Genomic DNA, 21,695 nt, shown 5'->3' on the forward strand with positions numbered 1-21,695 from the left:
ATTGTTTTCTCCGTTATCAAAACATCTATAAAACTTTTACACATCAGTTTTTGACAAATTAATAATACCTTTACTGCTTACGTAAAGCCTAAAAATCTATTTATGCTCGACTTCTTAAAGCGAAAAAAGAAAGCCGAATCAGAACCTAAGGTCAAGAGGAGTTTCTTCAGAGAGTTAGCCAACGATATACTGTTTGCACTCATAGCGGTGACTATCATTCGTGGTCTGTTTATTGAAGCTTATGCCATACCCACGGGTTCGATGGAAAACTCCATGCTCATCGGTGACCACCTTTTTGTGAGCAAAGTGCATTTTGGGCCAAGAACTCCAACGACTTTGATCCAGTTTCCACTAGCGCATCAAAAATTCTGGGGTACGAACATCCCTTCATATAGTGACATTATCCAGGCACCAAGTTTCCGACTTCCTGGCTTAAGAGATCCTAGAGTTGGGGAACCTGTGGTATTCAATTACCCACCTGACTACGACAAGGGATACCCATTAGACATAAAGACCTTCTATGTAAAACGCTGTATGGCAACCCCTGGAGATGTTTTCGAGGTAAGAAATAAGCAGGTTTATGTGAATGGTGAGCCTGTTGAAAATCCTCCAGGTATGCTGACAAGTTTCTTTGTTCAAGCAGACAAAGGTGTTCATCAAAGATATATGAGAGAGATCGGTATTACCGATTACTATGATGATAACCCTGGAGACACTTATGCTACAACAGCTGTCCCTATGTACAACTATCAAGGCAAAAAGGGATTCTTCATATTTACCACTCAAGAGAAGGCAGACAAACTGGCCGAATATAATTTCATAAGAAGTGTTGAGGAAGTTACCTACCAGCAGGGTGATGATGCCAGAATCTTTCCACGAGCTGAGGGATTTAACTGGAGTAGGGATTTCTTTGGTCCCTTGCGTATGCCTGAAAAGGGAGAGACTATTGAGTTAACACCGGAGAATATTGCGCTTTATGGAGAGGCAATCCAACATTACGAACATAATGATGAAGTGGAGATTCGGAATAACGAAGTATTCATCGAAGGTGAAAAAATTGATACTTACACTTTCAAACAAGGATACTATTTCATGATTGGAGACAATCGGCACAACTCAGAAGACTCAAGAACTTGGGGGCTCGTTCCTTACGACCACATTGTGGGTAAGCCATTGTTCATCTTCTGGTCTATGGATAGAACTGATCCAAATGCTGGCTTCTTCCAAAACATCAGATTTAATAGGATTCTGGACTTAATCAAGTAGTGCTGAAACAGCTGGTTACCATAGTACTACTTTTCGCGGTCATCACTTCTGGTTATGGTCAGGAAAAGAGTACCTGGAAAGTGTTGTCCAAAGTTGAAATTGAAAAGCGCTTTGATGAAGTACTCAACTACGAAATCGACTTTCCCACCTTCAGTGATGATGTAAAGGCACTCAATGGCAAAGAAATCATCCTGGAAGGTTGGATGATCCCACTGGATGAACTCCGAGGCAAAAACTATTTTGTGTTATCCGCCCTGCCATTTGCCAATTGCTTCTTCTGCGGTGGTGCCGGTCCTGAAACGGTAGTTGAAGTCTTCTCGGAAAAGAATATTAAGTTCACCGAAAAGAGAATCAAGGTTAAAGGCATTCTGAATATCAATCCAGATGACCCAATGAAACTGATGTACATTCTCCAGAAAACGGAATTGATAGATTAGTTGGACCAGGCTCCTTAAAACTCAATCTCATGAAGTATTTACTATCTCTCCTACTTGTTTTTCTCACAGCATTCCCATCCTTTGCTCAGACAAATCAGGATGAAACCCATATTCGCAAAATCTTTGACGAAGCTTTAGAAAGAGGTGAAAGCTATGAGATGCTAAGGCACCTCACCAAAAACATTGGAGGACGCTTAAGCGGATCACCTCAGGCTGCTGCCGCAGTTGAATGGAGTAGACAGCAAATGATGGCCTACGGCTTTGATACTGTCTATTTACAGCCTGTTATGGTTCCACACTGGGTGAGAGGTCAAAAAGAGATTGGACGAATTGTCAACTCAAAAAAACTAGGCTCAGTTGACGTAAATGTAGTTGCGCTAGGAAATTCAGTAGGCTCTGGCTCAGAAGGCGTATTGGGGAATGTAATTGAAGTGCAGGACTTCCAGGAACTAGCAAAGCTCGGCAAGGACCAGATTCAAGGCAAGATTGTCTTCTTCAATCGCCCAATGGATGCTAAACTGTTGGATACCTTCTCAGCCTATAGTGGAGCGTCTAATCAACGAGGTGCAGGACCGTCTGAGGCTGCAAAATATGGTGCTATTGGTGTTTTAGTGAGGTCATTGAGTTCATTTAAAGATGATGTTCCCCATACTGGAGGCACACGATATGGTCTGAACATTCCTAAAATCCCAGCCGTTGCCATTAGCACCAATGATGCAGATAAACTTAGCGACTTACTAGAGGATGATACTGACTTGAAATTCTATTTCGAGACACACTGTGAAATGCTACCCGATGTGCTATCCTACAATGTTGTTGGTGAAATCAGGGGTTCTCAAAAGCCCGATGAAATTATAGCCGTAGGTGGACACCTTGACTCATGGGACCTAGCCGAAGGCGCACATGATGATGGTGCCGGCTGCGTACAGTCTATTGAGATTCTTCGGATCATGAAAGCGATGGGTTACCAACCTAAAAGAACCATCCGCGCAGTGATGTTTATGAATGAAGAAAATGGTTTAATGGGTGGACGTAAGTATGCTCAACTAGCAGAAGAAAACAATGAAAATCATATCGCTGCCATGGAATCTGACAGAGGTGGTTTTCTACCGATTGGCTTCGGAATATCAGGCACCAAGGCGCAGCAAGACAAATTACTCAGCTGGAAATCGCTTTTTGAACCCTATAACATCCATCAGTTCAAAAGAGGGGGCGGTGGAGCCGACATCAGTCCTTTGAGAACACAAGATGTCCCAACCATTGGTTACCTACCAGATAGCCAGCGCTATTTCAAATACCACCACACAGGCATCGATAATTTCGAAGTTGTGAACCAACGTGAGCTGGAATTAGGGGCTGCAGCCATGGCATCGATTATCTATCTCATCGATCAGTACGGATTGTGATTTTCAACACCTATACAGGCAAGTTTAACATCAAAAATCAGTACTATGTATAAAAAGGTACTATCCTACACAACATATTGACACATGGTCTCGTTCTACCCTTTACCACAACCTTTGTAACATATTCCTCCGGGCTTCTGTCATATGGAGTATTGCCCAAAGGCCTTAACCCGCACAAGGCGGATAAACCTGCCAGAGGCAGATAAACTCGAAACAACATGCAGTCACTCAAGGAATTTTTCTGGTTCTGTTCAGGAGCCAATATCTCATTACTCAAGCGATGTCCTACTGATGCCTCAAAATACACTGGCATGGGAGCAGCAGTCTTTTTTACGGGTATACTCGCTGCCCTATCGGGAGGCTATGCCTTCTACACAGTATTCGAAAACCCGTATTGGGCAGCTGTTTTTGGCCTGGTGTGGGGTACGGTAATCTTCAACTTGGATCGATTTATCGTATCAACGATGCGAAAGAAGCAGGGTGGTTGGTTCAAGGAAATTGTAATTGCTTCTCCCAGAATGCTGCTAGCCGTTATGCTTGCGGTAGTTATCTCCAAGCCTTTAGAGCTACGCATCTTCTCAAAAGAGATTGATCGTAAGCTTGTCGTTCTGGAGGAACAGATATACCAGAATGAGATTTCTGAAATTGAGCAGCGTTACAGCGATCAGAGCAACGCTCTACAGAACCAAATAAGCACCCTCAAGGGAGAGATTGCTGCCAAGACTATAACACGTGATCAACTGGCCGCAGCAGCGCGAGCGGAAGCCGATGGTACGGGTGGTTCCATGCAGCGGAGTGCAGGACCTATTTATCAACTCAAGAAGGCAGATGCGGACCAGGCTCAAAGAGAATTGGACCTAATCTCAAACCAAAATCTGTCCATCATTGCTGATAAAGAAAAGGAGTACAGCGCCTTGATGACGGAAAAGGCGGCAGAGCTACAACAAATCAAAAGAAACCCATGGGATGGAATGGCTGCGCAACTCGAAGCACTTCGTGTACTCGGAGAAGAGAATCGTGCGATATATCTGGCTAACATATTCATACTCCTGCTATTTATCATGCTGGAGTGCACACCGATTATCGTTAAGCTCATTGCACCAAGAGGTCCTTATGATGAGCTTTTAGAAGTTAGGGAGCACTTCTTCAAGAATCATAACCTGGAGAAGATTGCCGAGATGAATCATGCCACACATCAGAAGCTCAAATATTTGGTCAGATAAACAAAAAGCCCCGATCGATCGGGGCTTTTTGTTTCGTCACTCTGCCCCGAAACTTCGGGGTATTTCAGAGTCTCTAATACGTTTTTATCTCCTTTTAAGGTAAACCTCTTGTCTTTCAAGTCTTCCTCTTCGATCCTTATCGTAAGAGTGCAGTTTGCCATCTTCTAACAGCCATACATCGTTATCGTTGGAGTAACCCATGGAAAAATTACGGCTTCTTCTGCGTCTATGGTCGTCTTCATCTTCGATGATTAATTCACCATCATCATTGATATACCATTCTGCCCATTCCGTTTCTCTTTCTCCAAAAACCTTGACACTAATCTTGACTTCGCCATTGTCTCTAAAGTCGAATCGCACATCAATGCTTTCGACAATATCTAACGCAAAGTTGCTTACACTTTTTGCGAAGCTTCTGGCTAGCCAGAACTCTTCCTCCTCTAGTTCTTCTTCCACTTCGTCTTTGACATGATCCATATCAATGACAAGTTCCCATTCGCCAAGAATATCTTTTTCTCGGACTTTTTTCTGTGCTTGCACTGATATGCAGACAGTTACCAATAATAATGCTGTGATGAGTTTTTTCATTTTGACCGTGGTTTGATTTGATAAGTATTCCTTTTAAAGACTCAAACTGGCAAAAAAAGTTACACCCTAAACCTGAGAGGTTTGGACGAAAGTCTCAATGGAAAATCAAAGGGATTAACGATATCCGACCTGATCGATCAGCAACTTTTTACTACGAACAAACTGACCTTCTCCTTCGGCAACTACCTTTCCAGCACTGTTCGTAATTACCGATCTAGAAACAATCACGCCATTGCCTTCGGAAATCACTTCTCCTGTTGCAGTGAGTTCATCAATTTCCACCGGCCTTTTGAAATGAATCGTATACGTCTTGGTCAAGAGAAAATAGGTGGGTTCGATGGAAGCAGCAGCGAAGTAAGCAGCATCATCAAGGAGCTTGAAATAGACAGCCCCATGTAAGGCTTTAGCAGCATGAAAATAGTCTTTTGATATACTTAAGGAATAGGCCGCTTTCCTTTCCTCGACCTTCATTGCTGCACCACTCAGCATATCCTGAATAGGAGCGGCATAAAACATCCGTTCTAATGAATCATAGTGGGCTTTATTCATAATCGGGAATCAGACCAAACTGGATAAAATGATGCTTGAAATGCTTTCGGTGAAAGTAAATCCATTCATTAGCCGTCATAGGTCCTCCGAAAGGATGATCAGCAACGGCATCTGGGTTGGCTTTCATATAGCTCAAAAAACTCTCTGTCTCTTTGACCAATTTTGTCTTAGCCTCATCCAAGTTAGCCGACCTTAAAGGCTGCAATTCATTCTTTCCTGTTGGAGAGGGCACCGACCGTCTCATCGGGCTATCTTTCATTAAGTAAGCCTTAAGTCGAGGAAAATCCTCTTCTGCGGAAACTACCGGAATCTTTATCCTTCCAATCGACATCTTAAAAGTAACGATAAGATGCTCCAACATATGTTGCGGAGTCATCAGCCCCCATACAGGTTTAGTTTCTGCAGCTAAATTTTGAAGTAAGTCTGGCACTTCATTATGAAAAAAGTACTCAACGCTCTCTATTTCTTTATTCATACTATGTTATATCAAAAGTGGTGTCTTAAATTAACAATCTCGAAAGCATGGATATTCAATGACGCGGATTATTTTATTGTTCGGGTGCCTTTTAACGGTCACCATTCTCACAAAAGCACAAACTAAAACAGCAGATGTAAAATTTGAACGAGTCGGTAATCATGTAATATTGACTGCAGAAAATGTTGGCTCCAAGAATTATAGCTACACTTTCAACTTCGCGCTGCAGAACCTTAAAAAAGTCGAGGGATCAGAAAAAGTTGAAATTCCAATTAAGGAAAAGGTAAGCTTTATAAAGTTCGAAATTGTAGATCCACAACGACCATGGCGCTACGACTATAACTACAATTATACCAGATACTACCCCAATGGGGCCATGGCTGATATAGCACAAAAACTTAATATAGATGAGTCTATTGCTGCCAATTCAATTATTGTATTCGACAAAGATGGCTGTAGCCGATGCGATCGGACTCTAGATTATCTGAAAAGAAAGAAAATACCACACTATGTCTTGGACATTTCGGAAGATCCCGAAAACAAAGAACTGATGTTTGGTTATGTCAATGATGTTGGTCTGGTTTTGGGCACAATCACAACACCAATGGTCATCGTTGAAAGCAAAGCTAACTTCAACATACAGAACCTAGATGCTTTCATTTATAGCCTAAAAAAATATCGGGTAAAAAGATAGCCCCACCCTGCCCCGCCCCGAAACTTCGGGGTCGGGACGGGACGGGGCGGGCTTTCAATTAGTCTTCGCCTAAGAAAGGATATCTATAGTCTGTTGGTGGAACGAACGTCTCTTTGATTGTTCTTGGTGATACCCAACGCAATAGGTTGATCATCGATCCTGCCTTATCATTAGTTCCAGATCCTCTGGCACCACCGAACGGCTGTTGACCAACAACAGCTCCTGTCGGTTTGTCATTGATGTAGAAGTTACCAGCAGACTGCTCTAACCTCTTAGTAGCCAACTCTACCGCATAACGATCTCTTCCGAAGATTGAGCCTGTCAACGCATATGGAGATGTATCGTCTAGCAATGCTAAAGTCGATTCAAACTCATTCTCATCATAAACATAGATCGTAATGACAGGACCGAAGATCTCCTCGCACATAGTAGTGTATTTAGGATCTTTTGTCAGCAACACAGTCGGCTCAACGAAATAGCCTTTCGACTTATCATAATTGCCTCCAGCAATTACTTCTACATCCGGGCTTGCTTTCGCATCATCAATGTATTTAGCGATGTTGTCAAATGACTTTTCATCAATTACAGCATTGATAAAGTTTGTGAAATCTTCGGTTGGCCCCATTTTAAAGGTAGCCAAGTCCGCCTGAACGTAAGCTTTTACATCGTCCCAAAGATTGGATGGAATGTAGGCCCTAGAAGCTGCTGAACATTTCTGCCCCTGGTATTCAAATGCCCCTCTGGAAATAGCCGTAGCTACTTCTTTTGCGTCAGAAGATTTGTGCACCATGATAAAGTCCTTACCACCTGTTTCTCCTACAATTCGTGGATAAGATCTGTACTTGAAGATGTTTTCACCTATTGTCTTCCAAATATGTTGGAAAACGCCTGTGCTACCTGTAAAGTGAATACCTCCAAAATCTTTGTGATTGAAGATCACATCACCCGCAACGGGCCCTGAAACATATACCAAGTTGATTACACCATCAGGAACACCCGCTTCTTTGAAAACCTGCATCAACACATTGGCAGAATAAATCTGTGTGTTTGATGGTTTCCAAACGATGGTATTACCCATCATAGCTGCAGAAGTAGGCAGGTTACCAGCAATAGCGGTAAAGTTGAATGGCGTTAAAGCAAAGACGAATCCCTCCAGTGGTCTTTGCTCTACACGGTTCCAGATACCTTTAGCAGAATTAGGTTGCTGAGCATAGATCTCAGTCATATACTGCACATTGAATCTTAAGAAATCAATGAACTCACAAGCAGCATCAATTTCTGCCTGGTAGGCATTCTTTGATTGGCCCAGCATGGTTGCAGCATTGATTTTAGCTCTATAGGGACCTGCTAATAATTCAGCAGCCTTCAAAAAGATAGAAGCTCTGTGCTCCCAACTTAGGTCAGCCCATGCCGCTTTAGCCGCCATAGCAGCATCGATGGCACTTTCAACATGCGAAGCATCTCCTTCACTAAAATGTCCTAAAATATGCTGATGATCATGTGGTGGTGACATAGGCTTTTTATTGTCAGTACTCACCTCTTGATCACCGATGTACATCGGTACATCAATTTGCTGTGCTCTGGCTTCAGCCAAGGCAGCTTGTAATTCCTTCCTCTCTTTAGAACCTGGAGCGTAGTCCAATACGGGTTCATTCGTAGGGGTAGGCACGTTGAAAAATCCGGTTGCCATAGTTTACTTTTTTATGGTTTTATCAATTGAGTTTGCGCAAATATACAGTTTCAAAACACCGTTATGAAACTGAACTTATAGAATGCTTTTTAGCTCGATTAAGTTCTGTATTTCGTGTTGAACTTTACGATCGGTAGAGATTTTTCCAGGATTAAACCAAACATGATCCATTCCTGCATTAATAGCCCCGGCAATGTCTGAATCCAGATTATCACCGATCATAATACTCTCTTCTAATATGGCATTACTCTTATCCAAGGCCAATTCAAAGATCCGAGGATCTGGCTTTCGCATTTTGGATGACTCAGAAGTAATTACCACATCGAAATAATGATCGAGTCGTGATGAACTTAATTTCGTGGCTTGGATATCGTCAAAACCATTGGTTATAATGTGCAGTGTATATTGTTCACTAAGGTAATCCAACACCTCATGAGCTGCATCGAAAGTCCTGCTTTTTGTTGGACTCAGTGCTATGTACTCCTCTTCTATCCGATAAGGCATATGCTCTAATGAAGCATCGAGTTTCTGGAAAATCGCAGGAAACCTTCTTTCGCGAATGTCTCTTCTCTGGATCTTACTTTGATTGTATAAATCCCATAAGCCTTCATTTACTTCAAAGAAGGTATCGGCAAGAAGCTCCCTTTCAAAAAGACCTAATCGACCAAAGCCGTATCGTTCATAAAGTTCATAAAGCGCTTCACGCGCATTGGCATCATAATCCCAAAGGGTATGATCCAGATCGAAGAAAATATGTTTATAGTTCCTCAAGGAAATAGTGTTTGTCAATTAACCGAAAACCTCAAGCTTAGTTTAGCGCAGTAGGTTTTTATTCTGCAGTCTGCTTTTGGCCAATTCGCGATTAGAATTAAGCACCTCATATGTCTCCTGATCCTTTTGAAGAGAAGCATCTTTAACTAAAAAATCAAAAATACGATTGGTCAATTCCTCCACCTCTTCGCGAATGCTATAAAACACCCACTGATCTACTTTTCGTGCACTGACCATTCCCGAATTCTTCAAATACGTTATATGTCTTGAAGTCTTAGTTTGGGTGAATTCAAGGATATGTTCAATGTCGGAGATGGTCAACTCCCCGTTGCGATAAAGCAGATGCAGGATTCTTACCCTTGACTCATCAGAGACGGATTTAAAGATTTGGCTTCCAAAACTGAGGCTGAAATTCTTGAGACGCATGGGTTAAGAATTGTTAATTTGAAAAGAATAAATCTATTTCACCAATCAAAATATGGTTTTTGCATGTTATCATTGTAGCGTAAAGCAAATCGTCAATCTAATCCATTTGATTTCCTTTCCGTAAAAGATTACTAGAATTCAATTGGTGAAGCCCCTTTGGAAAAAATATTACCTGATTTTACCTCTGGCAACTGCGCTGTTAGCGTGTTTGCCACAAACAGCTAGTGCTCAGGATAAAGAAGACCTACATATTGTTCAGGTTTCAGGACTGGTAATGAATGCGGATAGTACCCAAACCATCCCTGGAGTTCATGTCTTCAACAAAAGAAGTGGTAGAGGAGACATCACCGACTACAAAGGATGGATTAGTAAGGCTTTCCTCGCAGGAGAAACACTGATCATTAGTGCAGTGGGTTTCAAAAATCGAGAAGTTGTGATCCCAGAAGATGTGGGCGATCGATGGACTGTGATTTTCGCTTTAGAAGAGGATTTTGTAGACCTGGGAGAGGTTGAAGTTAACCCTTTCCCTTCCGAAGAGCTTTTTAAAGAAGCGATTTTGGCAATGAACCTTAATGAGGATCAACAGAACGTCATTAATAGCTTTGCTCCTGAGGTAATTCAAGAATTAATTCGTTCCACCCCTTTGCAAGCCAGCCCAAGTGCTAATTACAGGTTTATGCAAAACCAACAGTTTGTAAACCTTCAAAACAGTGCAGGACCTCGCGCCAACCCTTTACTGAATCCTTTTGCTTGGTCTCAGTTCATCAATTCTTTGAAGCGTAAAAAGAAAAAGTAATCGGTCTTATCCGATAATTGGGTAATCGCCTTTCTTATTTGAACTACCAGCCTCGATCGACTTTGAACTCTTTCAGGTAATCTGTTCCTAAAAGCTTGTCTTCGGCATTGGTAAACCAACTCCTGTTCTTAGGAATTCTCATGCCCTTTTCGATGATCATATCTTCGAGCACAATATACTCTCCGTCATTTTTGGCTTCATCATGATAAAATCGATACCCTACCATGGCATAAGTATTTGGATTGAAATAGAAGTACCAGATGTCCTTTCCGATCGCTTCGTCATAAGTTACCCTTAAGGACAATACTGGTTTCCCCATAAAGGTGGTTTCTATCACCTCATCTCCAATGTTGGTCCCTTCATCGGTAAGCTTCATAGGCAAACCATAGAGGTAAGTATAGTAGTCTCTCCACCTTCTGGCACGGTCAGGCGTCAGGTTCAGGGAGTCAGCCTCAGCAACAGTCGGCTTAGTAAAGTTGACTTTAAAGTCACAAGAGTCCTTGCCGTCCACCATCCATTCCAAGAGTCGATCATTACTCAGGACCGAGATATGAAAGCCGCCCTTGATATTATCAACCACAACATTACTCAATCTTGGGGGCCGACCCGGCATTTCCATTTCGATGACCATCTCCATTTTAACTCTACTCCACCAGCCATCAGGATCATGGAAAGCAATGGCTCGGTTGACCAATTGATCGGCAGTAACAGACTGACCGGAAACAGTAGCCGTCAACAGGCAAATCGATAGACTTAAAAATAACTTCTTCATACCATAGGATTGAACTGTAATTTATAAAGCCTTGCGTCCTAATTCCAGTAGATGTTTTTATTTTTGCCAACTCATAGCACAATTTCTTGCATGGATATCCCCGTTTGGAAGGCTGAATTCTTAGAACCTGTACTTGCGATAGCACTGGTCACTATTGGCTTTAGTATTTATCATTTCTATTCCATATCGGAGAGAGTGACGCAAGGTTTCATCGCGAAGTATGGCGAAACCAAAGGCAAGACAAGAGCCATTTGGTCACACCGCTATGTGGGTGCAATGACCATAGGTATTATTCCAGCTATAATCATGATTTCGGTCTTGGGGAAAAGTCCTTCAGACTATGGTATTGCCTTTCAGAACCACGCGACTTCATTGTATTGGATCATCGGCTTAGCTATGATCATCATTCCTATGAACTTCTTCAACTCCAAAAAGACCAAAAACCTGGCTTTTTACCCCAATGTGAGAGAAAAGGAATGGACGAAGCCTATGGTAGCCACAAACGCTTTTACCTGGTGCGCCTACCTTTTTGGCTATGAACTTATGTTCCGAGGTCTTCTGCTTTTTGCAACAGTGCCTCTACTCGGTGAATGGCCGGCAATAATTCTTAATGCGGCATTGTATGCGTTAGTGCATGTGCCGAAAAACTTGGAAGAGACGATCGGTGCGGTTCCACTAGGTATAATTTTATGCTTAGTTACCTTGACTACTGGAACCATTTGGGTCGCTTTCTTCGTCCATATTACATTGGCACTCTCTAACTTCTTTTTCTCTTTGAGACATCACCCTGAAATGAAAGTCATTTAATGTCGAAACGAATATTCATAACAGGCAGTACCGGTTTTATCGGTAGAAAATTGGCCATGAAACTGGCGGATGAAGGTCATGAAGTAGTGGCATTAATTCGTTCGAAGCAGAAAGCTGCAGACTTACAACACGAGAGAATATCCTTTGTAGAAGGTGATCTCTTTGCTATTGAGTCTTTGGAAAATGGGATGAAGGACTGTCAAGAGGTATATCACTTAGCGGCCTTTGCAAGCGTCTGGGCTAAAGGTGATACTTTCAAAACAGTAAACATTGATGGCACTTTAAATGTCTTAGATGCTGCTAAGAAGCAAGGTGTTGCAAAAGTGGTAGTAACTTCTACAGCAGGTGTGATAGGCCCTGCCATTGATGGCCCCGTAAATGAGGATACTCCGAGACAAGTAGACTTTTTTACCGACTACGAAAGCACCAAATACGAATCAGAGCTTCTGATCAAAGAATACGTCAGCAAAGGCCAACATGTGGTCATTGTGAACCCTACAAGGGTTTATGGTCCTGGTCCACTGAACGTTAGCAACTCTGTAACCAAGCTTGTGAAACAGTATATCGAGGGTAAGTGGAAGTTTATTCCAGGCGATGGATTGAGCACGGGTAACTATGTCTACGTGGATGACGTCATCAACGGACACGTGCTCGCTATGCAAAACGGTCGTGCGGGTGAACGGTACTTATTGGGAGGTGATGATGCGACTTACTTTGAGCTGTTCGACACCATTGCGGAGATTGGCGGTAAGAAGTACAAGCTTTATAAAATGCCATTAGGTGTATTATTGACTTTCGGAAGACTACAGCTCTTCATGGCCGAAAGGTTCGGAAGACAGCCGATGATTACGCCAGGATGGGTAAGAAAATATCTGTATAAATGGAGTGTATCCAGTGCCAAAGCTCAAAACGAACTTGGCTATGAGGTTACTTCTTTGAAACAAGGAATTCAGAACACAGTCGATTGGCTGAAAGAAAATAATGTCTGATCAAAATACTTACACTTTAGTCACTGGAGCCAGCAATGGTATCGGCAAAGCAATCGCTAAAAACTGTGCTGCTCGGGGACAAAATGTATTACTCGTAGCATTACCTGAGCCCAAGCTTCAGGAGGTTACAGACGCCTTAAAAGAGCAATATCCTACCCAGTCGTTTGATGCGCTGGGTACGGATATGATGCAGAAAGATAGTCCACAGGAGATCTATGACTGGTGTAAGCAAAACGGCTATATAGTTGACATATTAGTTAACAATGCAGGCTTAGGTAACTCAGGTGCATTTCTAAGTCGCGAGGCCAGTTTCTACTATGGACAGATGCAGTTGAACATGGTCTCGCTGGTAATGCTGACCCACTTGTTCTTGGAAGATATGAAAACGCTTCCAAAGGCCTATTTACTCAATGTGGCAAGCATGGCAGCATTCTATGATATTCCGTACAAAGGAATTTATTCTGCCAGCAAACGATTTGTGCATTCTTTCTCTCAGTCTTTGAGAAAGGAATTAGAGGCAACCAACATTGGGATTACTATTCTTTGTCCTGCGGCTGTTTTGACCAATCCTGATGTCATTCAGCGCGATAAGGAAATGGGGAAAGCTTCAAAAATGACCCAGCAGACACCTGAAGAAGTGGCTGAATATGCTTTGGCAAGGATGTATCAGGGAAAGGCTGTGGCCATACCAGGCTTTATGCCGAAAGTATACAAGGCTCTGGGTAAAATCATACCATATCGCATACAGCTGCGTATGCTGGCCAATGCCTTCATCAAGCAATCCAGATAAGCATAAAAAGAAAAAGCCCCGTCCCAAAGATTCGGGATCGGAGCTCTCTCGATCTATTTAAAGGTAGTTTAATTATCCATTAGGTAGCGGGTAAAGCTTCTTCCGTTTACTTCCGCATACTTGGTAATGATGTCCCATCGAACATCCATATCCTTGATGTCCAAGTCTCCTCTTACCTTGGTGTATTTCATGTCCAATGATCTGTCGAACTTGGCGGCATTAAAATTGGCACCGTCTCTGAATTTAGTGTATTTGAAGATGGCATCCTCATCGAAAAACGTCTTTGAGAAGTTGGCCTGATCTTCAAATTCCGCATACTTAAAAGTAGTTTCTTCTTCGAAAGAAGATGCTGCGAAACTTGCTGAACGCTCAAAAACAGAGTACTTGAACATGGCGTTTCTTTGGAACTTACAGTTTTCAAAAGTGACATCTTTTTCAAAATCAGCAGTAAAGGTATACTCCGATCTATCGTCATGATAGTAAGCCAATACATCGTCTTCGAAAGTCACATTGACAAAAGAGACTTTCGATTCAATGGTCTCATTGACTTCGTTGTCAGAACCATCTCTCCACCAACGTCTCCTCGTTGGTAAGTCACGTTTCTTTTCATCCATAAAGGTGAAATCTAAAACACCTGTGACGGTGACATCCTTGTAAGAAACTTCATCCCCTTTTTTCAAAGCCTCCATAATATCAGATGCTTTGACCTTTTGTTGAGCGAATGCAGAAAGGGTGATTAACATTAAAAATGCGCATGAGATAACTGCGCGGGTAGTGAGTTTTTGAGTTTTCATGACCTTATTAGTTTTTTATACAGACTGAAAATTATTGATTTCGTTACAGCCTTATAAAGAGTAGATGTAAAAAAGACTAAAAGGTTGCATTAAAAAGAAGTGCCCAGACCTTCTGTCTGGGCACTATAGACCAAAACTTACTATTTAGAAACGAATAGTAATACCTGTTTCAATGCTATTATTGAAATATCCTCTGAAGGCAGTGCTCGAAATATCTGTTCGGCTTGACTTTCGATCGATTAAGTTTCCCTTGATGAACCAAGTCTTTCCTTTTGACAATGGCACATTGACTCTAAAACTGCTTCTTAAGTAATTATACCTGAGCAATTCATCGTTTTCTCCCACTTCCAGCGTTCTGAATTTTCTCATACTGTATCTGGTTGAAGCGGTCAGTGAAAACCCCTTAGCTCGATAATTAATACTCACTCCGGGAGAAATTTCACCATAACCAAAGCGTTGTTCCGAGTCACCTCTGCCTACATAATAAAGACCCAAAGTATAGTCGAACTTGGTTCCACTATTCTTGACATTATACTCGAGATTAGCACGATAGAAGAACCATTGACGCTCTTCAGCGATAAAACCAATGGGGTTGTTAGGTCTTGCCACTACTTCATTTTCCTCTTCACCTTCTACTTCCTCCTCCTCTTCTTCGTCTTCTACTTCCAAATCAGTGTAGTACCTGTATTCAAGATTTCCTGAGAAAGTCAGTTTGGAAGTGACCTTATCCTTTTCCCACTTTTTGCTGTATCCAAAGCCAGTATAGGCAGCATGATAAGATACCTTTTCACCCAAGTCATTTTGATCATAGGCTTTGAAAGTGTAACCACTCTCAGTTTTGAACCAGGTTTTGTTACCCAGGTAGTAATCCAGGTGTACGGGTAAATTAAATCGTGTATAGGAAAAGGTGGTTCTTAACACGCCATCCGACTCGTTAATACCCTGTTGCGACCTTCGCGCAAATGAAGGGGCTATTTCAAAGTACTTGCCTTTTGCATAGCGTTTTCTGTAAGACGATTTTAGACTCAGTGTCAACCGATCGGCATCCGGAGTAGTGTGAAAGTTTGCGGCTGATGTTTGGAAGCCTAGCTTCCATCTACCGCCTTCAAATTTTTTCTCGAAGTCTCCACCGAAAGAAATTCCCTCATAAAACCCGCTGGTAAGTAAATCCTGCCTGATCACTTGCTCTCCCTCTCTGATTAAGGTGGATGGACTTAGAAAAATATTATGTTCATAACCCCCAAAGCCACTTACGCTGAACTTCTTTTGCCATTGGCCTATCAGTCCATTACTGACAAGGAATAGTGAGGCCGTCAATATGAATATCCGTTTCATCTAGTTTTTGGTTTTGGTTGATGAATTGCGCCTCACTGGCTACAAGCACTTCTGCTCCCCTTTGAGGGCCCAGTGAATAAGTCAATTCCATGTTCATGTTTCGTTTATGGTCTATAAATGCCACTGAGATCAGGCTTAATAGCACTAAGACATACAGTGACTTTGATTTTTTAAGCTTCATTTTCATTCCTCCTTATCGTTTCTAAAATTCTTTTTAGGCCTTGCTTATTGGCCAGTTGTATCCCAAGCCCTGGCCGTACATTCACTTCCATGATCATCGGGCCTTTGTTTTGGTCAATCACGAGGTCTACCCCTAAATACTTCAGTGGATAAACCTGTGCCACGTCTTTCGCCATTTGCAATAGTTCATTCCAGTAAGGGATTTCAAGTCCCTGAATTCTTTGCTGACTGTCTGGGTGATGTGTCAAATAGGCCTTCCCATTGTAAGCGCTTTTCAAAATGCCTTTGTCTAAATCCAGACCAATGCCCAGGCCTCCCTGATGTAGGTTTGCTTTCCCTCCAGACTCTTCAGTAGGCATTCTCAGCATGCCCATTAGGGGAATAGCATTCAGCAGGATGATTCTGAAATCTGGAACACCCTGGTCATAGATTTCGCCAAAAAATTGATGAGGTGTCACAAACTCTTCAAAAATGGCCTTATCACTATCTCCGAAGGAGTAAAGTCCAAATAAGATATTAGCTACATGATGAAAAATATGCTCTTCTGAGATCTGTTTGGATCCACTATACCAGAACCCTTCGGCCTTACGCAGTATCATGATTCCTTTGCCCCCAGCTCCTTTTGCAGGCTTGATTACAACGCGTTCCTTATCCTGAATGGCACTCCAGACAGGCTGGATTTCAACGAGGTGATGAACTATGCCATAAGTAATCGGACAAGGTATATCGTGCTTGACAAAAATATCTTTGGCCAGGCATTTGTCATCGGCCAGGATGTAGTCCGATCGCTTATTGAATTGGTAAATGAAATCGATATTTCGCTCATTGATCCCCAATACCTCGGACTCTAACTTTTGAAAACTGCTTAACCACTTCCTCATATCTTAAGCCTTTACAGTTTTCCAAAATCTGGGGTATTCCAGTACCCTAAAGCCAATCCATTTTCCCAGCATCAGATTAATTCCAGCAAAGGAGATTAAGATCTCAGGGAAGGTCATCAGGAAGTTCTGAATCACAGTAGCATTCAGGACAAAGAAGATGATGACGGTAACGACCAAGGTTTGTGCGTACATGTCCAATGCCGTTCGCAAGCCATCCTCATCGATGGTTCTGGCTACTTTCTCAGAAACCAATGTCAAAATGATGAAGGGGAAAAAGAGCGGTGCCGATGTGTTCGAAGCCGGCAATACTTGAGTAAGTGCCAATACCAACAACACCACTGCCGACATCATTAGGGTCAGTTTTGCCGTATGCTGAACACCCCATTGCGTAAGTGGGTAGTTCAAGGCAGCAACCAAAAAAACGATTACCGAAAAGAGTATTAATCCTGTACTTATTCCTGTCTCAATAAGTGCGATACTGATCAGTACAGGAAGGAATACACCGATGGTTTTAAACCCAACAACATTTTTTAAAATGCCGATCAACAAAGCGCCTAGCGGTAATAATAGCATCACTCTGAGCATATCTAGCGGCAGGTTCTGCTCTGTGCTCAACGCCCACAGGTCAACGATCCCCCAATTGGAAAACTTGTTATTTCGCTCCTCCTGAATTTTGTATTGATAGTCAAAAGTTATTCCCGGACTTCGGGTAATTAGGAAGTTATCTCCTTCATAGAGTTTCAAATAATGGGCTGGTAGTGAAGCAAAGTATCCATTTAATGGATCGAAGGGCACCCAAGTGTCGTTTACCTGAATTTCTACCCAGGCATGAGACGTTTTCTTTTCGCTTGATTCCATAATAATACCCCCAACCATTCTGGCAGGTATTCGCTGCGCTCGACATAGCGCAACCAATAAACGACTCTTACCATTGCAAGAGGCCTCTTGATCTTGCAAGGCTGTGACGGCATCTGTCAGCTCATTTGTACCGTTAGAAGGAAGCTCATAAACATAATTGTAGAAGCTCTTAAGCATTTGTTTCAAGCCTCTTTGACTTCCGCTTAGTTGATCCGAAACATCTTTTATTTGCTCGTTGTCAGACTGAATGTATTCGGTAGAAGCTAGTGCCTTCGGCAAGTCAAAAGCAATGTATGGGACGTATTCGATATCATCAGATATCTGATACTCGACTGATTTTCCCTTGAAAGAAAAACTAAGATTGATTGTTTCAAGCCCTTCAGATTTCCCTTCCCATCTGGCGATGGTGTTATTCTCTGCATTGGTGATTTGCTGAGGTACAGTGCCATCCAATACCTCAACCGACTGGCGTGCATCATTTTGTGGTATGAATGTCTTAATCCAATAATCTCTTTCACCTCTTACAGTAAAGTCATAGCTGAGTTCATATTGATGATCAAATTCTGACAGGCTCACTGTACTTGTATTGGTAACCACTCTTAGCGCAATCCACATCAGTGGCAGTACCAATAATGCGATACTGACGAGTTTATATGACTTGTTAGGTTGCATGACTCTAGATACGCCATACAGAATTCTACCCTACCCCATAAAAACAAAAAAGCCACCCCGACTTGTCAGGATGGCTTTCATTAGATTCTTCCGATTTATTCTCCAGTCGTTACCTCCTCAGCAACCTGGGTTTTATAGATGATTACGCCACTGGCTTCAAAAGCTAATTCCTCCTTAGCTTCAGTGATTGCATCAATAATCGATTGTGGCTTTCCGGCATCTTCGGCATAGTGCTTAAGGGTCTCGACATCCGTAACCGTTCTCGTAACCACACCCTCAATTAGGGCTTCATTACCCTCCATACCTTCTTTTGGAACAAAGAATGCATAGTCTTTGAAAGTAACCCTCATTTCCTCACCGTTCGGCATTACCAAATTCATCCAGCATCCCTTCATGGCACAAGTAGCAGTGATTTCACCTTTTACCTTCACCATAATTGAATCTGACTTAGACAATTTGGCGACCATATCATCTACCGAAATCATACCGTCTTCAGTGATTTCAGCTCCATACTTGCCAACAATTTCGGCCGTCTTTTCTTCAGATTTATTTTGTGGGCTACAGGCGAAAGCGAATAACACACAACTCAAAAACAATAATTTCTTCATAGCTTTTACTTATTCGACAAAGATATCAAGTATAAACTTGTCGGCCCAATGACTTTAATCAGTTTCTGTTATTTATCTCCTCTTTGTAGCCGGATGAACTCTTGCCTCAAATAGTCTAAGGCCTCCTCTGGGTTAGCAATCTTTTGATCATTGGTACTTTGGTAGATATCTCCAGCGCCTCGCATCAACCATTCCGCTGATACTTTTTGCCCATTTTTCTCTAAATCAAGAATCTTTTCTAGCACCGGCCCGCTGGGATAGCTCTTTCTTCCTTTTGGGTTCACGATGTTAAACATCACTGAACTTGAAACTCCTATCCGCTTGGCGAAGCCACTCTCAGAGTCCCCTAAATCCTTTATAAGAGATAAAATACGTTCGTTTATGGTTGTCATCTAAAAATAGCTTGGCCTTGGGCCATTGTTAGGCACCGCCTCACAAAAGGCACACTGTGGGTCAATAATCTTTCGTTGAAGCAGACATTCAAAACAATCGAAAGGAACTGTAAGCAAAGGAAGCACTAAATCTCCCTGGAAAACACAGGGGTCTCGAAAAAATACTGGAATATCGTTATTGGTCATTAGTAATCTGGTCGTATCAATGCCTATTACTTCAAAAAAGCCAAATACCTCTTCACCTGGATCATCACTTTTTACATTCCCTTTCAGTGGTCCCACCACTTGGTCAAAGATGGATCCATTGGTGATGGTTAAAGTTCTTACCTTCTCCCAGTATTCAAAGTTCTCTTCACTCACACGTGACTGAATCAGGTTGAAATAGTGCTTGTTCTGAAATGATCGATCGATTACACGCGTAATGAGTTCACGATTTTTCAGGTCGCTTCTTCTAATATCTCTCCCATCTAATAGAAAAATCTCATCTGCCCCCAATTTATGTGTCACATAACACTGTTTTTGAGGTGGTGCACTTCTTGGAAACCAAAATGTCGGAAAGAAGCCTGTCAGTACTGAATAGACTTCTTCTATCTCCCACCTCATAAAAAACTGATCCGGCAAGTCATCTGGTAAGTCAGAGTCGACAAACAGCCTTACAACATCATCGGTAACCGTAGCACCAGAAGAAGTTATATCTCGTTCCACTCCAATTTCATAGCGCATTTCATCCTGAGATAAAACGGGTAGCAATTCTTGAAAGTCAGTTGTGTAAATACTCCCTTCGATATCCGCTTCCAATCGATAAGATCTTCCAAATTGTCCGGATAGCACATTCCTGCCCAAAGTGTAATGGCCTGGAGCATCCTCCACAAGAAATTCTTCGAGTCCCGTGTCATCAACTATTTTGACTATGGCTCCTTCAATAGGCAAAGGTGCTGTGCTCGCCTCACCAGCTCTGGAGATAACTACCTCGTTGGCTTGAGTGCTGTTGCTGATACGACCATAGATAATCACCTGACCACCGACCGTATTATCTTCTAGCTCAATCACCTCAGAACAACCTACGGCAATGAAAATCCCGACCAAGAGTAAGCCAATTAGAGACTTAACAAAAGAGGCGGGGCGATATGGTATTGGAAATTTCAAATTACATTAAAAGTAACCAGGTCTTGGCCCGTTATTCGGTACTGCAGCACAGGAGAGGCATCCAGGGTCCACTAGCTTTTGTTGTATCAGGCATTGAACGCATCCAAAGGGTACTGTTAATAACGGAACTATTTTGTCTCCCTGAAAATTGCAAGGGTCCTCAAAGAAGATTGGGATGTCATTGTTGGTCATTAGCAGCCTAGCCGTATCAATTCCTATCACTTCAAAAAAACCAAAAACTTCTTCACCGGGATCTTCACTTTTTACATTGCCCTTTAGTGGCCCTACCACAGAGTCGAAAATAGACCCATTGGTGATCGTCAGTGTCCTTACACGTTCCCAATAATCAAAATTCTCTTCACTGACACGAGATTGAATCAGGTTGAAATAGTGTTTGTTGGCAAATGATCGGTCAATCCTACGTGTAATGAGCTCCCTATTTCTCAAATCACTTCTTCTAATGTCTCTTCCATCCAATAAGAATATTTCCTCTGCTCCCAACTTGTAAGTAACGTAGCATTGGCTCTGATTTGGCGCACCTGGAAACCAAAACGCTGGAAGAACCCCGGTCAGTACAGAATATACTTCTTCCATTTCCCACCTAATGAAGAACTTCTCAGGTAAATCACTAGGCAAGTCAGAATTGACAAATAATCGAACTACATCTTCTTCAACAGCCGCTCCTGTAGAAGTAATATTCCGTTCTACACCAATTTCATATCTCATTTCATCCTGGGAAATCACTGGCAGCAGTTCTTGAAAATCAGTAAAATAGACATCTCCATGAATATTTACTTCCAATCGGTATGACCTACCGGGTTCTCCTGAAATAATGTTACGTTCTAATACATAATGGCCTGGTTCACCTTCTACTAAAAACTCCTCCAGACCATTATCATCTATAATTTTAACGGTTGCCTCTTCAATGGGAGTGGGTGCGGTACTCGCCTGACGTGCTCTTGAGATAATTACTTCATTGGCTTCTGTGCTGTTGCTTATCCGGCCATAGATAATCACTTGACCGCCCACTGTATTATCTTCTAGTTCAATAACCTCGGAGCAGGCAAAAGTCACCAAAAGAAGCAGTAGCAATAGCCTATAAGCTGGCTTTTGAAGAATAGATAAGCGACATGACAGTTTGTTCCTCATC

General features: G+C 42.2%; 25 protein-coding genes. 9 read left to right on the forward strand and 16 right to left on the reverse strand.

Annotated features, from left to right (window positions below; genetic code table 11):
* Positions 1-102: 102 nt before the first annotated feature.
* From lepB to BFP97_RS12355, 4 genes are all read left to right on the forward strand, one after another.
* On the forward strand, positions 103-1,266 hold the full coding sequence (gene lepB / locus BFP97_RS12340; protein WP_069842711.1) for a signal peptidase I: 1,164 nt from the start codon (positions 103-105) through the stop codon (positions 1,264-1,266).
* Complete coding sequence (locus BFP97_RS12345) at positions 1,266-1,703, forward strand: hypothetical protein (RefSeq protein WP_083262538.1); 438 nt, start codon at positions 1,266-1,268, stop codon at positions 1,701-1,703. Before lepB ends, BFP97_RS12345 begins: the two co-directional genes overlap by 1 nt.
* A gap of 29 nt (positions 1,704-1,732) precedes the next feature.
* Entirely contained in the window at positions 1,733-3,109 is a 1,377-nt protein-coding gene (locus BFP97_RS12350; protein ID WP_069842712.1) for a M28 family peptidase, read from the forward strand.
* A gap of 218 nt (positions 3,110-3,327) precedes the next feature.
* Positions 3,328-4,332: a DUF4407 domain-containing protein gene (locus BFP97_RS12355; RefSeq protein ID WP_069842713.1), complete on the forward strand. Its 1,005-nt coding sequence runs from the start codon at positions 3,328-3,330 to the stop codon at positions 4,330-4,332.
* A gap of 84 nt (positions 4,333-4,416) precedes the next feature.
* Here the strand turns inward: BFP97_RS12355 and BFP97_RS12360 are convergent, their stop codons facing one another.
* The 3 genes from BFP97_RS12360 to BFP97_RS12370 form a co-directional block, all read right to left on the reverse strand.
* Entirely contained in the window at positions 4,417-4,920 is a 504-nt protein-coding gene (locus tag BFP97_RS12360; RefSeq protein WP_069842714.1) for a hypothetical protein, read from the reverse strand.
* Between the two features lie 114 nt (positions 4,921-5,034).
* On the reverse strand, positions 5,035-5,469 hold the full coding sequence (locus BFP97_RS12365) for a PaaI family thioesterase (RefSeq protein ID WP_069842715.1): 435 nt from the start codon (positions 5,467-5,469) through the stop codon (positions 5,035-5,037).
* Positions 5,462-5,944, reverse strand: a complete 483-nt coding sequence (locus tag BFP97_RS12370) for a DinB family protein (RefSeq protein ID WP_069842716.1) — start codon at positions 5,942-5,944, stop codon at positions 5,462-5,464. Before BFP97_RS12370 ends, BFP97_RS12365 begins: the two co-directional genes overlap by 8 nt.
* 58 nt (positions 5,945-6,002) lie before the next feature.
* On the opposite strand from BFP97_RS12370, the gene BFP97_RS12375 reads away from it, so the two are divergent.
* Positions 6,003-6,638 (forward strand): glutaredoxin family protein, encoded by a 636-nt coding sequence (locus BFP97_RS12375; RefSeq protein WP_069842717.1) that lies wholly within the window; start codon positions 6,003-6,005, stop codon positions 6,636-6,638.
* 58 nt (positions 6,639-6,696) lie between these two features.
* Here the strand turns inward: BFP97_RS12375 and pruA are convergent, their stop codons facing one another.
* The 3 genes from pruA to BFP97_RS12390 form a co-directional block, all read right to left on the reverse strand.
* Entirely contained in the window at positions 6,697-8,328 is a 1,632-nt protein-coding gene (gene pruA / locus BFP97_RS12380) for an L-glutamate gamma-semialdehyde dehydrogenase (RefSeq protein ID WP_069842718.1), read from the reverse strand.
* Between the two features lie 75 nt (positions 8,329-8,403).
* Positions 8,404-9,099: a YjjG family noncanonical pyrimidine nucleotidase gene (locus BFP97_RS12385; protein ID WP_069842719.1), complete on the reverse strand. Its 696-nt coding sequence runs from the start codon at positions 9,097-9,099 to the stop codon at positions 8,404-8,406.
* 42 nt (positions 9,100-9,141) lie between these two features.
* Positions 9,142-9,525: an ArsR/SmtB family transcription factor gene (locus BFP97_RS12390; RefSeq protein WP_069842720.1), complete on the reverse strand. Its 384-nt coding sequence runs from the start codon at positions 9,523-9,525 to the stop codon at positions 9,142-9,144.
* Positions 9,526-9,670: 145 nt separating this feature from the next.
* Here BFP97_RS12390 and BFP97_RS12395 point away from each other — a divergent pair, with 145 nt between their 5' ends.
* Positions 9,671-10,321 carry a carboxypeptidase-like regulatory domain-containing protein gene (locus tag BFP97_RS12395; RefSeq protein WP_139135287.1) on the forward strand — a complete coding sequence of 217 codons (651 nt, stop codon included), beginning with the start codon at positions 9,671-9,673 and terminating at the stop codon, positions 10,319-10,321.
* Between the two features lie 43 nt (positions 10,322-10,364).
* Here the strand turns inward: BFP97_RS12395 and BFP97_RS12400 are convergent, their stop codons facing one another.
* The gene (locus tag BFP97_RS12400) at positions 10,365-11,093 is read right to left on the reverse strand and encodes a DUF6503 family protein (RefSeq protein WP_069842721.1); all 729 of its coding nucleotides are present in this window, start codon (positions 11,091-11,093) and stop codon (positions 10,365-10,367) included.
* Positions 11,094-11,183: 90 nt separating this feature from the next.
* Here BFP97_RS12400 and BFP97_RS12405 point away from each other — a divergent pair, with 90 nt between their 5' ends.
* The 3 genes from BFP97_RS12405 to BFP97_RS12415 are packed head-to-tail and all read left to right on the forward strand — an operon-like array spanning position 11,184 to position 13,679.
* Positions 11,184-11,900: a CPBP family intramembrane glutamic endopeptidase gene (locus BFP97_RS12405; protein WP_069842722.1), complete on the forward strand. Its 717-nt coding sequence runs from the start codon at positions 11,184-11,186 to the stop codon at positions 11,898-11,900.
* Complete coding sequence (locus tag BFP97_RS12410; protein ID WP_069842723.1) at positions 11,900-12,889, forward strand: SDR family oxidoreductase; 990 nt, start codon at positions 11,900-11,902, stop codon at positions 12,887-12,889. The genes BFP97_RS12405 and BFP97_RS12410 overlap by 1 nt, the downstream gene beginning before the upstream one ends.
* Entirely contained in the window at positions 12,882-13,679 is a 798-nt protein-coding gene (locus BFP97_RS12415; protein ID WP_069842724.1) for an SDR family NAD(P)-dependent oxidoreductase, read from the forward strand. Before BFP97_RS12410 ends, BFP97_RS12415 begins: the two co-directional genes overlap by 8 nt.
* Before the next feature lie 68 nt (positions 13,680-13,747).
* On the opposite strand, the gene BFP97_RS12420 is transcribed toward BFP97_RS12415, so the two are convergent.
* From BFP97_RS12420 to BFP97_RS12460, 9 genes are all read right to left on the reverse strand, one after another.
* Entirely contained in the window at positions 13,748-14,473 is a 726-nt protein-coding gene (locus tag BFP97_RS12420) for a pentapeptide repeat-containing protein (protein WP_069842725.1), read from the reverse strand.
* A 144-nt stretch (positions 14,474-14,617) separates the two neighbouring features.
* Entirely contained in the window at positions 14,618-15,808 is a 1,191-nt protein-coding gene (locus BFP97_RS12425) for a hypothetical protein (RefSeq protein ID WP_139135288.1), read from the reverse strand.
* A complete protein-coding gene (locus tag BFP97_RS12430) occupies positions 15,762-15,989 on the reverse strand; it encodes a hypothetical protein (RefSeq protein WP_139135289.1) in 228 nt (75 codons plus the stop codon). Before BFP97_RS12430 ends, BFP97_RS12425 begins: the two co-directional genes overlap by 47 nt.
* The gene (locus BFP97_RS12435) at positions 15,979-16,869 is read right to left on the reverse strand and encodes a sugar-transfer associated ATP-grasp domain-containing protein (RefSeq protein ID WP_069842728.1); all 891 of its coding nucleotides are present in this window, start codon (positions 16,867-16,869) and stop codon (positions 15,979-15,981) included. The genes BFP97_RS12430 and BFP97_RS12435 overlap by 11 nt, the downstream gene beginning before the upstream one ends.
* 3 nt (positions 16,870-16,872) lie before the next feature.
* Positions 16,873-18,399, reverse strand: coding sequence for a 7TM domain-containing protein (locus BFP97_RS12440; protein ID WP_069842729.1), 1,527 nt, complete (start codon positions 18,397-18,399; stop codon positions 16,873-16,875).
* Between the two features lie 95 nt (positions 18,400-18,494).
* Entirely contained in the window at positions 18,495-19,007 is a 513-nt protein-coding gene (locus tag BFP97_RS12445) for a DUF4920 domain-containing protein (protein WP_069842730.1), read from the reverse strand.
* 68 nt (positions 19,008-19,075) lie between these two features.
* The gene (locus tag BFP97_RS12450) at positions 19,076-19,399 is read right to left on the reverse strand and encodes a hypothetical protein (RefSeq protein ID WP_069842731.1); all 324 of its coding nucleotides are present in this window, start codon (positions 19,397-19,399) and stop codon (positions 19,076-19,078) included.
* Positions 19,400-20,545: a DUF4249 family protein gene (locus BFP97_RS12455; RefSeq protein ID WP_083262543.1), complete on the reverse strand. Its 1,146-nt coding sequence runs from the start codon at positions 20,543-20,545 to the stop codon at positions 19,400-19,402.
* A gap of 6 nt (positions 20,546-20,551) precedes the next feature.
* Complete coding sequence (locus BFP97_RS12460) at positions 20,552-21,694, reverse strand: DUF4249 family protein (protein ID WP_069842733.1); 1,143 nt, start codon at positions 21,692-21,694, stop codon at positions 20,552-20,554.
* Position 21,695: the final 1 nt, after the last annotated feature.

The organism is Roseivirga sp. 4D4 (assembly GCF_001747095.1).
GTDB lineage: Bacteria > Bacteroidota > Bacteroidia > Cytophagales > Cyclobacteriaceae > Roseivirga.

What these genes read in the sequence shown, in the direction of transcription:
- lepB (WP_069842711.1), top strand. Translation starts at nt 103, where the DNA reads ATGCTCGACTTCTTAAAGCGAAAAAAGAAAGCCGAATCAGAACCTAAG.
- BFP97_RS12350 (WP_069842712.1), top strand. Translation starts at nt 1,733, where the DNA reads ATGAAGTATTTACTATCTCTCCTACTTGTTTTTCTCACAGCATTCCCA.
- BFP97_RS12355 (WP_069842713.1), top strand. Translation starts at nt 3,328, where the DNA reads ATGCAGTCACTCAAGGAATTTTTCTGGTTCTGTTCAGGAGCCAATATC.
- BFP97_RS12360 (WP_069842714.1), bottom strand. Translation starts at nt 4,920, where the DNA reads ATGAAAAAACTCATCACAGCATTATTATTGGTAACTGTCTGCATATCA.
- BFP97_RS12365 (WP_069842715.1), bottom strand. Translation starts at nt 5,469, where the DNA reads ATGAATAAAGCCCACTATGATTCATTAGAACGGATGTTTTATGCCGCT.
- BFP97_RS12370 (WP_069842716.1), bottom strand. Translation starts at nt 5,944, where the DNA reads ATGAATAAAGAAATAGAGAGCGTTGAGTACTTTTTTCATAATGAAGTG.
- BFP97_RS12375 (WP_069842717.1), top strand. Translation starts at nt 6,003, where the DNA reads ATGACGCGGATTATTTTATTGTTCGGGTGCCTTTTAACGGTCACCATT.
- pruA (WP_069842718.1), bottom strand. Translation starts at nt 8,328, where the DNA reads ATGGCAACCGGATTTTTCAACGTGCCTACCCCTACGAATGAACCCGTA.
- BFP97_RS12390 (WP_069842720.1), bottom strand. Translation starts at nt 9,525, where the DNA reads ATGCGTCTCAAGAATTTCAGCCTCAGTTTTGGAAGCCAAATCTTTAAA.
- BFP97_RS12400 (WP_069842721.1), bottom strand. Translation starts at nt 11,093, where the DNA reads ATGAAGAAGTTATTTTTAAGTCTATCGATTTGCCTGTTGACGGCTACT.
- BFP97_RS12405 (WP_069842722.1), top strand. Translation starts at nt 11,184, where the DNA reads ATGGATATCCCCGTTTGGAAGGCTGAATTCTTAGAACCTGTACTTGCG.
- BFP97_RS12410 (WP_069842723.1), top strand. Translation starts at nt 11,900, where the DNA reads ATGTCGAAACGAATATTCATAACAGGCAGTACCGGTTTTATCGGTAGA.
- BFP97_RS12415 (WP_069842724.1), top strand. Translation starts at nt 12,882, where the DNA reads ATGTCTGATCAAAATACTTACACTTTAGTCACTGGAGCCAGCAATGGT.
- BFP97_RS12420 (WP_069842725.1), bottom strand. Translation starts at nt 14,473, where the DNA reads ATGAAAACTCAAAAACTCACTACCCGCGCAGTTATCTCATGCGCATTT.
- BFP97_RS12425 (WP_139135288.1), bottom strand. Translation starts at nt 15,808, where the DNA reads ATGAAACGGATATTCATATTGACGGCCTCACTATTCCTTGTCAGTAAT.
- BFP97_RS12430 (WP_139135289.1), bottom strand. Translation starts at nt 15,989, where the DNA reads ATGAAGCTTAAAAAATCAAAGTCACTGTATGTCTTAGTGCTATTAAGC.
- BFP97_RS12435 (WP_069842728.1), bottom strand. Translation starts at nt 16,869, where the DNA reads ATGAGGAAGTGGTTAAGCAGTTTTCAAAAGTTAGAGTCCGAGGTATTG.
- BFP97_RS12440 (WP_069842729.1), bottom strand. Translation starts at nt 18,399, where the DNA reads ATGCAACCTAACAAGTCATATAAACTCGTCAGTATCGCATTATTGGTA.
- BFP97_RS12445 (WP_069842730.1), bottom strand. Translation starts at nt 19,007, where the DNA reads ATGAAGAAATTATTGTTTTTGAGTTGTGTGTTATTCGCTTTCGCCTGT.
- BFP97_RS12450 (WP_069842731.1), bottom strand. Translation starts at nt 19,399, where the DNA reads ATGACAACCATAAACGAACGTATTTTATCTCTTATAAAGGATTTAGGG.
- BFP97_RS12460 (WP_069842733.1), bottom strand. Translation starts at nt 21,694, where the DNA reads ATGAGGAACAAACTGTCATGTCGCTTATCTATTCTTCAAAAGCCAGCT.